Below are 12164 nucleotides of genomic sequence, written 5' to 3'. Positions count from 1 at the left end.
GGCGAGTGAGCACGAGATCGAATTGACCTTGAGCGCCGCGCTTGCCACGCGCCACCGTCACCCTCGGGCACCGGCCCGAGGATGACGACCGAAGGGGCCGGGTTTTGCCAGCGGCCCAGACCGCAATTCGGCGAGTGACCATTCGCCTTCCGCAAGATTTTGATCAGGGAAACCCATGTCCATTCTCGTCGACAAGAACACCAAGGTCATCGTCCAGGGCCTGACCGGCAAGACCGGCACGTTCCACACCGAGCAGGCGCTGGCCTATTACGGCACGCAGATGGTCGGCGGCGTCCATCCCAAGAAGGGCGGCGAGACCTGGACATCGGGGCTCGACCAGACGTCGCTGCCGATCTTCGCCACCGTTGCCGAGGCGCGCGACAGCACCGGTGCCGACGCTTCGGTGATCTACGTGCCGCCCGCCGGCGCGGCAGCGGCGATCCTCGAGGCGATCGAAGCGGAAATCCCGCTGATCGTCTGCATCACCGAGGGCATCCCGGTGATGGACATGGTCAAGGTCAAGGCGCGGCTCGACCGCTCCAACTCGCGCCTGCTCGGACCGAACTGCCCCGGCGTTCTGACCCCGGAAGAGTGCAAGATCGGCATCATGCCCGGTAACATCTTCAAGAAGGGCAATGTCGGGATCGTATCGCGCTCGGGAACGCTTACATACGAGGCGGTCTTCCAGACCAGCAACGAGGGCCTCGGCCAGACGACGGCCGTCGGCATTGGCGGCGACCCGGTAAAGGGGACGGAGTTCATCGACATCCTCGAGATGTTCCTCGCCGACGACGCGACGCAGTCGATCATCATGATCGGCGAGATCGGCGGCTCGGCAGAGGAAGAGGCAGCGCAGTTCCTCGCCGACGAGGCGAAGAAGGGCCGCAAGAAGCCGATGGTCGGCTTCATCGCCGGCCGCACCGCGCCGGCCGGACGGACCATGGGCCATGCCGGTGCCGTGGTGTCGGGCGGCAAGGGCGGCGCCGAGGACAAGATCGCGGCGATGGAAGCCGCAGGCATCCGGGTCTCGCCGTCGCCGGCTCAGCTCGGCAAGACCCTCGTCGAGGTGCTGAAAGGCTAATCCGCCTCCGCGGGCGGATCACACGCGCAATTGCTCCCTGGCGCCATGGCTTTGCCGGAATAGGGACTAGAGGTGAAGGACGGTCGCTGCCGAACGGGCTGCGACCGTCGCAGAGGCAAACAAGGAGACGGCGTTCCGAACGGACGCCGCGACGGCACCGATGGCACGCAATCAGGCGAACGAAACCCTCGCACTCACGTCTTTTCTCTATGGCGGCAATGCCGGCTATATCGAGGAGCTTTACGCCAGCTACGAGCAGGATCCGAGTTCGGTTTCCGCCGAGTGGAGCGACTTCTTCAGGGAATTGAAGGACGACAAGGCGGCGGTGCTGAAGAGCGCCAGCGGTCCATCCTGGGAGCGTTCGAACTGGCCGATCACGGCCAATGGCGACCTGATCTCGGCGCTGGACGGCGACTGGGCGACGGTCGAGAAAAAGATCGAGACCAAGGTCAAGGCGAAGACCCAGGAGAACGGCCCCGTCGATCTCGACAGTCCGGCGGTCCGCCAGGCGACCCAGGATTCGGTGCGGGCGCTGATGCTGATCCGCGCCTACCGGGTGCGCGGCCACCTCCACGCCAAGCTCGATCCGCTCGGCATCGTCAAGGCGGCCGACGACGACTACAACGAGCTGTCGCCGGAGGCCTACGGCTTCACCGAAGCCGACTATGACCGCCCGATCCTGATCTACAACGTGCTGGGACTCGAGACCGCGACGATCCGGCAGATCGTCGACGTCCTGGAGCGGACCTATTGCTCGACCATCGGCGTCGAGTTCACGCATATCTCCAATCCGCAGGAAAAGGCCTGGCTGCAGGAGCGGATCGAGGGCCCCGACAAGGGCATCGCCTTCACCGACCAGGGCAAGAAGGCGATCCTCAACAAGCTGATCGAGGCCGAGGGCTTCGAGAAGTTCATCGACGTCAAGTACAAGGGCACCAAGCGCTTCGGGCTTGACGGCGCCGAGGCGCTGATCCCGGCGCTGGAGCAGATCATCAAGCGCGGCGGCCAGCTGGGCCTGCAGGAAATCGTCTTCGGCATGGCCCATCGCGGCCGGCTCAACGTGCTGAGCCAGGTGATGGGCAAGCTGCACCGGGCGATCTTCCACGAGTTCAAGGGCGGCTCGTTCAAGCCGGAGGACGTCGAGGGCTCGGGCGACGTGAAGTACCATCTCGGCGCCTCGTCGGATCGCGAGTTCGACCAGAACAAGGTGCATCTGTCGCTGACGGCGAACCCGTCGCATCTGGAGATCGTCGACCCGGTGGTGCTGGGCAAGGCGCGCGCCAAGCAGGACGCGCTGGCCGGGCGCAACCGCAACGAGATCGTGCCGCTGGAGACCCGCTCCAAGATCCTGCCGCTGCTGATCCACGGCGACGCGGCCTTTGCCGGCCAGGGCGTCGTCGCCGAATGCTTCGGCCTGTCGAGCCTGCGCGGGCACCGGGTCGCGGGATCGATCCACTTCATCATCAACAACCAGATCGGCTTCACCACCAATCCGCGCTTCTCGCGCTCCTCGCCCTATCCCTCCGACGTCGCGAAGATGGTCGAGGCGCCGATCTTCCACGTCAACGGCGACGATCCGGAAGCGGTTGTCTACGCCGCCAAGGTGGCGACCGAATTCCGGATGAAGTTCCACAAGCCGGTGGTCATCGACATGTTCTGCTACCGGCGGTTCGGCCACAATGAGGGCGACGAGCCGGCGTTCACCCAGCCGATCATGTACCGGACGATCCGCGGCCACCCGACGACGCTCGAACTCTACGCCAAGCGCCTGATCGATTCCGGCGTCGTCAGCAGCGAAGAGGTCGACAGCCGCAAGGCCGAATGGCGCAAGACGCTCGAAGAAGAGTTCGAGGCGGGCCACTCCTATCTGCCGAACAAGGCCGACTGGCTGGACGGCGCCTGGGCAGGCCTGCGCAAGGCCGAGCAGGCCGACGAGCCACGCCGCGGCGTTACCGGCGTGCCCCTGAAGACGCTGAAGGATATCGGCAACCGGCTGACCAAGGTGCCGGAGGGCTTTACCGTCCACAAGACGATCCAGCGCTTCCTCGACAACCGCGCCAAGATGATCGAGACCGGCGAAGGTCTCGACTGGGCGACCGGCGAGGCGCTCGCCTTCGGCACGCTGGTTTCGGAAGGCCATCCGGTGCGGCTGTCCGGCCAGGATTCCGAGCGCGGCACCTTCAGCCAGCGCCATTCCGTGCTCTACGATCAGGAGAACGAGAACCGCTTCATCCCGCTGTCGAATGTCGCCAAGGGCCAGGCGATCTACGAGGTCATCAACTCGATGCTCTCGGAAGAGGCGGTGCTCGGCTTCGAATACGGCTACTCGCTGTCGGAGCCGAACGCACTGACGCTCTGGGAGGCGCAGTTCGGCGACTTCGCCAATGGCGCGCAGGTGGTGTTCGATCAGTTCATCTCGTCGGGAGAGCGCAAGTGGCTGCGCATGAGCGGCCTCGTCTGCCTCCTGCCGCACGGCTACGAGGGTCAGGGGCCGGAGCATTCTTCGGCCCGGCTCGAGCGCTTCCTGCAGATGTGCGCCGAGGACAACATGCAGGTCGCCAACGTCACGACGCCGGCGAACTATTTCCACATCCTGCGCCGGCAGATGAAGCGCGACTTCCGCAAGCCGCTGATCCTGATGACGCCGAAATCGCTGCTGCGCCACAAGCGCGCGACCTCGACCCTCGCCGAGATGTCGGGCGACACGAGCTTCCACCGTCTCCTGTGGGACGATGCGGAGATGCAGAAGGATTCGCCGATCAAGCTCGTCAGGGACGACAAGATCCGGCGCGTCGTGATGTGCACCGGCAAGGTCTATTACGACCTCCTGGAGGAGCGCGAGAAGCGCGGCACCGACGACGTCTACCTCTTGCGGCTCGAGCAGCTCTACCCGTTCCCGGCCAAGGCGCTCATCAACGAGCTGTCGCGGTTCAAGGGCGCGGAGATGGTCTGGTGCCAGGAGGAGCCCAAGAACATGGGCGCCTGGGCGTTCATCGACCCGTATCTGGAGTGGGTGCTGGATCATATCGGCGCCGAGAAGCGGCGCGTGCGCTACACCGGGCGCCTCGCCGCGGCCTCGCCGGCCGCAGGCACCATGTCCACCCATCTGAAGCAGCTCGAAACCTTCCTCGAAGACGCCCTCGGCTGAGCCCGCCGAGCGTCCGACCGAAACCCGATCGAAGAGACCTGACCCACCCATGAGCACCGAGATCAAAGTCCCCACCCTGGGCGAGTCCGTCACCGAGGCCACGATCGGCCAGTGGTTCAAGAAGCCCGGCGACCGCGTCGAACTCGACGAGACGATCGCCGAGCTCGAGACCGACAAGGTGACGGTCGAGGTGCCGGCTCCGGCGGCCGGCGTCCTCGAGGACGTGGCGGTGCAGGCGGGCGAGACGGTGGGCGTTGGCGCCGTGCTCGGCTCGATCGGCGAGGGCGATGGCTCGAGCCCGGCGCCGGAGAAGCCGAAGGCGGCCGAGGCAAAAGCCGAGACGGCGCCGGAAACCAAGGCCGACTACGGCGGCGGGGCCGCCGGTCACGCCGTTGCACCGGCCGGCAATTCCGGCGACGGGACGAGCGGCGGCATGAGCCCGGCGCCTTCGGCCAAAAAGATCATGGACGAGAAGGGTCTTTCCGACGGCGACGTCGAAGGCTCCGGCCGGCGCGGCCAGGTGCTGAAGGGTGACGTGCTCGACGCCATCGGCCGCGGCGCCCCTTCCTCGCCGCAGGAGACGCCGAAGGCGGCGCGAGCGCCTTCCAGCCCGGCCGAGGAGTCGCGCGAGGAGCGGGTGAAGATGACCCGGCTTCGCCAGACCATCGCCCGGCGTCTGAAGGAGGCGCAGGACACTGCCGCCATGCTGACCACCTTCAACGAGGTGGACATGACGGCGGTCATGGAGCTGCGCAAGAAGTACAAGGATCTGTTCGAGAACAAGCACGGCGTGAAGCTCGGCTTCATGGGCTTCTTCACCAAGGCGGTCTGCCACGCGCTGAAGGAGATTCCGGCGGTCAATGCCGAGATCGACGGCACGGACCTCGTCTACAAGAACTATGCCCATATCGGCGTCGCCGTCGGTACGCCGAAGGGTCTCGTCGTGCCGGTGGTACGCGATGCCGACCAGATGACCATCGCCGAGATCGAGAAGGAAATCGGCCGCCTGGGTCTCGCCGCGCGCGACGGCAAGCTCGCCATGGCCGACATGCAGGGCGGGACCTTCACCATCTCGAATGGCGGCGTCTACGGCTCGCTGATGTCGACCCCGATCCTCAACGCGCCGCAGTCCGGCATTCTCGGCATGCACAAGATCCAGGAGCGGCCGGTGGCGATCGGCGGGCAGGTGGTGATCCGCCCGATGATGTATCTGGCGCTCTCCTACGACCACCGGATCGTCGATGGCAAGGAAGCGGTGACGTTCCTCGTCCGCGTCAAGGACAGTCTCGAGGATCCCGAGCGGCTGGTCCTCGACCTTTAAGGGTCGAGGCAGGCCGGCGGCCGGCACGGAAGCGAGCGCGGGAGACCGTCGATGACTGACCGGGTGATGATCGTGACCGGCGGCTCGCGCGGCATCGGGGCGGCGACGGCCCGCCTTGCCGCCAAGGCTGGCTATGCTGTCGTCGTCAACTACGCCACCAACGAGGCGGCGGCCGGCGCAGTGGTCGCCGCCATCGAGGCCGGCGGCGGCAAGGCGATGGCGGTGCGGGCGGATGTCGGCAGCGAGGCCGACATCATCGACCTGTTCCGGGCTGCCGACCGCTTCGGCCCGCTCGGCGCCTTGATCAACAATGCCGGCATCGTCGATGAGACGGCGACGCTCGCCGAAATGAGCGGGGAGCGGCTGGAGCGGATGTTCCGCGTCAACATCGCCGGCAGCTTCCTCTGCGCCCGCGAGGCGGTCCACCGCATGGCGACGGGACGCGGCGGCAGAGGCGGCGCGATCGTCAATGTCTCCTCGGTCGCCGCCAAGCTCGGCGGTCCCGGCCAGTATCTCGACTACGCCGCCTCCAAGGGCGCCATCGACACGCTGACCGTCGGGCTTGCCAAGGAGGTGATCGACGACGGCATCCGCGTCTTTGCGGTGCGGCCCGGCATCATCGACACCGACATCCATGCCTCCGGCGGCCAGCCCGACCGCGTCGCCCAGCTTGGCCCCGGCCTGCCGATGAAGCGGGCCGGTACGGCCGAGGAAGTGGCCAAGGCGATCCTGTGGCTCGCCTCCGACGAGGCAAGCTACTCGACCGGCGCCATTCTCGACGTGTCGGGCGCACGGTCGATCTGGCCCTAGGTGCCCTGAACCCCAACATGTGACCCGGGCCCAGCGCCCGCATCGTTCGAACTGGACTGGAAATGGCTGAACCCTTCGACCTCGTCGTCATCGGATCGGGACCCGGCGGCTATGTCTGCGCCATCAAGGCAGCGCAGCTCGGCCTTCGCGTCGCCGTCGTCGAGAAGCGCAAGACCTATGGCGGCACCTGCCTGAATGTCGGCTGCATCCCCTCCAAGGCGCTGCTGCACGCCTCCGAGATGTTCTCCGAGGCCGGCCACGCTTTCGCAGAGCTGGGCATTGAGGCCGAGCCGCGGCTGAACCTGCCGAAGATGCTGGAGCACAAGGACAAGACGGTGAAGTCGAATGTCGACGGCATCGCCTTCCTGTTCAAGAAGAACAAGATCACCGGCGTGATCGGCACCGGCAAGCTCGTCTCCGCGACCGAGGTCGAGGTGACAAAGGAAGACGGCTCGACCGAAACGCTGTCGGCCAGGGCGATCTGCATCGCCACCGGCTCCTCGGTCGCCGGAATCCCCGGCGTCGAGGTCGCGTTCGACCACGACACGATCGTCTCCTCCGACGACGCGATCGCGCTGCAGAAGGTGCCGGAGACGATGGTGGTCGTCGGCGGCGGCGTCATCGGGCTCGAGCTCGGATCGGTCTGGGCCCGGCTCGGGGCAAAGGTCACCGTGGTCGAATATCTCGACAAGATCCTCGGCGGGATGGACGGCGAGGTCGCCGCGGCGTTCCAGAAGCTCTTGGTCAAGCAGGGACTGACCTTCAAGCTCGGCGCCAAGGTCACCGATGTCGCCCGCAAGGACGGCGGCGGCGCCTCGGTGACGTTCGAGCCGGCCAAGGGCGGCGAGGCCGAGACGCTCACCGCCGACGTCGTGCTGGTCGCCACCGGCCGCAAGCCGTACACCGAAGGGCTCGGGCTGGAGGCGGTCGGTGTCGCGCTCGACGATCGCGGCCGTATCGAGATCGACGCGCACTACAAGACCAATGTCGACGGGATCTATGCGATCGGCGACGTGGTGAAGGGTGCGATGCTCGCCCACAAGGCCGAGGACGAGGGCGTGGCGCTGGCCGAGATCCTCGCGGGCCAGGCCGGGCACGTGAACTACGACGCGATTCCGTCGGTGGTCTACACCTCGCCGGAAGTGGCTTCCGTCGGCCGCACCGAGGAGGAGCTGAAGCAGGCAGGCGTCGAGTACAAGGTCGGCAAGTTCCCCTTCATGGCGAACGGCCGGGCCCGGGCGATGCTGAAGACCGACGGTTTCGTGAAGTTCCTGGTCGATCCGCGCACCGACAAGGTGCTCGGCTGCCACATTCTCGGGGCCGGCGCCGGCGACCTGATCGCGGAAGCCGCGCTGCTGATCGAGTTCGGCGGCTCGGCGGAGGATCTGGCCCGCACCTCGCATGCCCATCCGACCCTGTCGGAAGTGATGCGCGAGGCGGCCTTCGCGGCCTTCGCCAAGCCGATCCACATCTGAGTGGCGGACGGGGCGGCAACGCAGCCGTTCCACGTGAATCAGCTCCCATGAAAAAGGCCCGGTCGCTGGCGCGACCGGGCCTTTTGATTCGGGAGGCGTGGCGTCAGCTCTTCTTGTCGGCGTCCGTCGTGACGGGGGCGGCGGGGCCTGAGGTGCCGGCGTCGGCCGTCACCACCGGTGCCGGGGCTTCGGCGGTGGTGTCATGGGAGGCGCAGGCGGCCATGGCGCCGCCGGATGCGGCAGCGAGAAGGCCTGCACTCAGCGTGACAGCGAGAAAGGATTTCATGCGGCATGTCTCCTTGGGCTGTTGCGATCCAGGCAGCGTAGTGTCGATCGTCGCAGCCGAACAGGCCGGTCGCGGTGCGGCCGTTCACTTTATGGTGCGTCGCAACGCCGCCCCCAAAGCGAATCAGTCGGCGCGGGTGACGTCCCAGCCTTCTTGGCGCAACAACGCGACCAGCCCTGATTCGCCCGGCAGATGAAGCGCCCCGACCGCGACGAAGGAACCGCCGTCGCCCAGCATGGCCTGCATGCGTTCGACCATTCGCTGGTTGCGTTCGGTGACGACGCGACGCTCGAATTCCGCATAGCCTTCGCCGGCGCCGACCAGCAGGCCGCCGTTCGGCACCGCCGCCTCGATGGCCGGCATGATCATCGCGATCTTCCCCTCGACATAGAGCGCCAGCATCGTCTCCATGATGTCCGGCATGCGATCCGCCAGCGCGACGGTGGCGACGAGGCTTTCGAGCTGCAGGTCGAGCGAGAGCGAGGCTAGCGCCTCCAACTGCTCGGCGGCGGTCTCCAGCCCCTCGACCGGCTTGCCGGCCGCCGTCGCCCGCTCTGCGAGCGAGGTGTCGAGCACCGCCTCGCCCTCCTCCTTGCGCGCCGTCTCGCAGGCCGGCAGCATCAGGCTGACTGCGGTGAACCAGGGCTGCAGGGTCTGCACCGACTGCAGCGGGATGCCGCGTTCCGCAAGCCCCGCCTCCACCGTCGCCAGATCCATAGGATCGAGCAGCGTCGCCAGAGTTTCGCCGCGCGGCAGATTGACGAACTCCGGATGCGCGAAGAACGCCGCCGCGGCCTTGGCCGGGTCGGCAATGTCGGTGGTCTCGATCACCAGCCGGTCCGCCGCCGCGAAGGCGGCTTCCGCGGGCGGCGGCAGAATCATCACGCGCGGGTCGCTGAGATGCATCGTGCCGAACAGGAATGATGGTGCCACGCCGTCCCGTTCGATCCGGAAGAGCTTGCCGGCGCCATCGGGAATCGCCGCCGCTGCCGCCTCGACCGCCGCCAGCTTGCCGTCGGCGCGCAACGTGTCGACGAGATTGCTGCCGTGACAGGCCGCATCCGCCGTCGCCGCAGGGGCCGGGCCGACGAGGAGGAGACCCGAGGCAAGCGCCATGAGCAGCGGATAAAGCCGGCGCAATGCGACGGGGGGACGGCGGGGCAGGGTCATCAGGCGATCCTCGCTAGGCTCGCTTCCGGGCGTCGGCGGCGGGCGCGGGGGTGTGTGTCGTCGTAGACCGACAGCAGTCGGGCGGCATCGACGGCGGTATAGTTCTGCGTGGTCGACAGGCTGGCGTGGCCGAGCAGGTCCTGGATGGTGCGCAGGTCGCCGCCCGCCGAGAGAAGATGCGTCGCGAAGGAGTGGCGCAGCGCATGCGGCGTCGCCGAATCGGGCAGGCCCAGCGCGCCGCGCAAGAGCGCCATCGCCCGCTGCACGATCTGCGGCCTCAACGGGCCGCCCCGGGCGCCGCGGAACAGCGGACCGTCGGCGGGGAGCGGATATGGGCAGAGCCGGCGATACTCGGCTGCCGCCGCCAGCACCGCCGGCAGCAGCGGCACGATACGGGTCTTGCCGCCTTTGCCGGCGACCGGCATCGACCGGGCGGCCGGGTCGGCCAGCGCATCGCCCGGCAGCGACAGGGCTTCCGAGATGCGCAGGCCGCAGCCATAGAGCAGCGTCACGACGGCGGTGTCGCGCGCGGCGATCCACGGCTCGGCGGCATAGGCGCCGGCCTCCTCGGTTACCGACATCGCATCGGCGACGCTCAGGGGGCGGGGCAGCGACTTCGGCTGCTTCGGCGCACGCATCGCCTTGGCGCCGGCGGCGGAGGCGAGGCCCTTGCGTTCCAGATGGCGAACGAAGGAGCGAACACCTGCAAGGCCGCGCCCCAGCGTCTTGGCGCCGGCACCGTCGCGGCGCCGCGCGGCGAGGAAGGCGCGCAGCTCCGTCGTGCCGAGATCGGCGAGGTCGGCCATGCCGGCCGGTCGGGCGTGGTAGCCGGTCAGAAACACCAGGAACTGCCGCAGGTCCCGCTCATAGGCATCGAGAGTATGATCGCTTGCGTGGCGCTCATGCGCCAAGGAGGCCAGCCACGCAGCCTTTTCGCCGAGCACCTCAGCGGTCGCGTGCACCAGCAGCGCTTCTGCCATCGCTTGCTCCTCCTCAGGAATCGCCATCGTCCCGGTGGCGTCAGGGCCTAGTCTACGACATCCCGGTAAACTCGGCGTATCGGCGGAACCGGGGCGCTTCTAAACGGTTGCCCGACGACTGCCCGGCCGCCACAGGCGCCGGCCCGACGAAAGGCGCGGAAGCGCCGTCTCTCGAAAGGACAGATCCCATGAAACGCCACGCGACAGCAATCTGGAAGGGTGCCCTCAAGGACGGGACCGGGGCGCTCACAACCCAGTCCGGCGCGCTCCAGGACCATGGCTATTCGTTCAAGGCGCGATTCGAGGATGAAAGCGGCCGCTCCGGGACCAACCCCGAGGAGCTGCTCGCGGCCGCCCATGCCGGGTGCTTTGCGATGCAGCTGTCGCATTTCCTCGCCGAGAACGGCACGCCGGCGGACGAGCTGAAGGTGCAGGCCGTCGTGTCGGTCGAGCAGGGAGCGGCCGGGTTCGACATCACCGAAAGCGCCCTCAGCCTTCAGGCGAAGGTCCCCGGGATCGATTCGGCGACCTTCGACGGCCTCGCGCAGAAGGCGAAGGAGGGCTGCCCCGTCTCCAAGGCGCTCGGGGCGATCAAGGTGAGCCTCGAGGCAAAGCTCGCCTGAGGAAGATCCTCCGGCCGTTGCCGCGGGCGCCGAATCAGTCGGGCTTGCGGCGGCGGGCGTAGAGTTCCAGGCGGTGCGAGACCAGCTCGTAGCCGAGCTCGCGGGCGATCTCCTCCTGCAGCCGCTCGATCCGGTCGGAGCGGAACTCGACGACGTCGCCGGTCTCAACGTCGATCAGATGATCGTGGTGGCGGCCGGCGGCCTGCTCGAATCGCGACGGCCCCCCCTCGAAGACGTGGCGCTGGATGGCGCCCTTCTCCTCGAGCAGCTTCATGGTCCGGTAGACGGTGGAGAGGGAGATGGCCGGGTCGATCTCCGCCGCGCGCCGGAAGATCTCCAATGCCCCCGGGTGATCCTCGCCGTCGGCGAGAATCGCGAGGATGGTTCGACGCGGCCGCGTGATCCGCACCCCGGCCTCGCGCAGGATCGCTTCGTAGTTGCCGGCTGCTTGTCCGTGTCTGTCGTCCATGGCCGCTATCCTGCCGAAAGGCGGGCACCGGTGCACCCTTTTTTGCCGGATACGCCGTGAGGGCCGGCGGCGCAATGTGAAGATCAGCCGGGGGCGCCACCTAGGCGCAACCCTGGGGGATCGACCCGGGCTGCGACAGTGGCCCCGTGGGATCAGGACTGGCCGGATGCTGCGGGAGGACGGGAGGGCCCGGAAGGCCCGCCGCCCCGGGGCGGATGCGCTTCATGACATGCCGGTGACGTCGGGGAAGCCTGCAGCGCAGGGGTTTGCGCCGGCAGAGGAAATTTCCGCCCCGTCGCATGTTTTCTGAAAAGGGCTGTTGACTTGGGTTCCGGACAGGTCCTATAAGCCACTCATCGACGGCGCAGGCGCCGCCGGCGAGCCCTTTGCTTCGCTCTTGTGCTGCCTGGTTTCGTCACTATATCACGAGTTCGGCCCGAACGGGCTTGCTCCAGGGTCTCTCCGGACGGAATGTCCAGACGGACCTGACGCCATCGTTTTGTTGGCGTGTTCTTTGACAATTGAAGATTGAGAAGAAAGAGAAATGTGGACGGCGGTTGTCTGTCTGGAGCTCTTTGGCCGGTATCCTTTCCGGTTGAGAGTATCCATGAGAGAAACGACCTGATCGTTCTACGTTTCGGTATGAGAGTGTACGGCTCTTGTTCTGGTGCTTTGGGTTTTGCGGGTGACTGCGAGGCTGGAGGGCCGGGCGAGGGCGGCGGCATTCAGGTTGCTGGTTTCGCAGGGATGCGGGGCCGGCCTTGGCGTGTTCGCCTGGTCCTTCGGGTCTGGGTGGATGGG

General features: G+C 67.2%; 10 protein-coding genes. 6 read left to right on the top strand and 4 right to left on the bottom strand.

Annotated features, from left to right (window positions below):
* Positions 1-175: 175 nt before the first annotated feature.
* The 5 genes from sucD (at position 176) to lpdA (ending at position 7835) form a co-directional block, all read left to right on the top strand.
* Positions 176-1081 carry a succinate--CoA ligase subunit alpha gene (gene sucD / locus GGR03_RS20445; RefSeq protein WP_183210654.1) on the top strand — a complete coding sequence of 302 codons (906 nt, stop codon included), beginning with the start codon at positions 176-178 and terminating at the stop codon, positions 1079-1081.
* Between the two features lie 160 nt (positions 1082-1241).
* Positions 1242-4229 (top strand): 2-oxoglutarate dehydrogenase E1 component, encoded by a 2988-nt coding sequence (locus GGR03_RS20440; RefSeq protein ID WP_183210653.1) that lies wholly within the window; start codon positions 1242-1244, stop codon positions 4227-4229.
* Positions 4230-4278: 49 nt separating this feature from the next.
* Positions 4279-5550, top strand: a complete 1272-nt coding sequence (gene odhB / locus GGR03_RS20435; protein WP_183210652.1) for a 2-oxoglutarate dehydrogenase complex dihydrolipoyllysine-residue succinyltransferase — start codon at positions 4279-4281, stop codon at positions 5548-5550.
* Positions 5551-5601: 51 nt separating this feature from the next.
* Complete coding sequence (locus tag GGR03_RS20430; RefSeq protein ID WP_183210651.1) at positions 5602-6360, top strand: SDR family oxidoreductase; 759 nt, start codon at positions 5602-5604, stop codon at positions 6358-6360.
* Between the two features lie 62 nt (positions 6361-6422).
* Positions 6423-7835: a dihydrolipoyl dehydrogenase gene (gene lpdA / locus GGR03_RS20425; RefSeq protein WP_183210650.1), complete on the top strand. Its 1413-nt coding sequence runs from the start codon at positions 6423-6425 to the stop codon at positions 7833-7835.
* Positions 7836-7938: 103 nt separating this feature from the next.
* Here the strand turns inward: lpdA and GGR03_RS20420 are convergent, their stop codons facing one another.
* The 3 genes from GGR03_RS20420 to GGR03_RS20410 all read right to left on the bottom strand — a co-directional run bounded on the left by GGR03_RS20420 (position 7939) and on the right by GGR03_RS20410 (position 10271).
* Entirely contained in the window at positions 7939-8121 is a 183-nt protein-coding gene (locus GGR03_RS20420; protein WP_183210649.1) for a hypothetical protein, read from the bottom strand.
* Between the two features lie 123 nt (positions 8122-8244).
* The gene (locus GGR03_RS20415; RefSeq protein ID WP_183210648.1) at positions 8245-9291 is read right to left on the bottom strand and encodes a TraB/GumN family protein; all 1047 of its coding nucleotides are present in this window, start codon (positions 9289-9291) and stop codon (positions 8245-8247) included.
* Positions 9291-10271: a tyrosine recombinase XerC gene (locus GGR03_RS20410; protein ID WP_183210647.1), complete on the bottom strand. Its 981-nt coding sequence runs from the start codon at positions 10269-10271 to the stop codon at positions 9291-9293. Before GGR03_RS20410 ends, GGR03_RS20415 begins: the two co-directional genes overlap by 1 nt.
* 188 nt (positions 10272-10459) lie before the next feature.
* Here GGR03_RS20410 and GGR03_RS20405 point away from each other — a divergent pair, with 188 nt between their 5' ends.
* A complete protein-coding gene (locus tag GGR03_RS20405) occupies positions 10460-10894 on the top strand; it encodes an OsmC family protein (RefSeq protein WP_183210646.1) in 435 nt (144 codons plus the stop codon).
* Positions 10895-10928: 34 nt separating this feature from the next.
* Here GGR03_RS20405 and GGR03_RS20400 read toward each other — a convergent pair whose 3' ends face one another.
* On the bottom strand, positions 10929-11363 hold the full coding sequence (locus GGR03_RS20400) for a Fur family transcriptional regulator (protein WP_183210645.1): 435 nt from the start codon (positions 11361-11363) through the stop codon (positions 10929-10931).
* Positions 11364-12164: the final 801 nt, after the last annotated feature.

The organism is Aurantimonas endophytica, from assembly GCF_014196845.1.
Taxonomy (GTDB): Bacteria; Pseudomonadota; Alphaproteobacteria; order Rhizobiales; family Rhizobiaceae; genus Aurantimonas; species Aurantimonas endophytica.
Note: the sequence above shows the minus strand (reverse complement) of the source record. Positions and strands in the feature narration are given on the sequence as shown.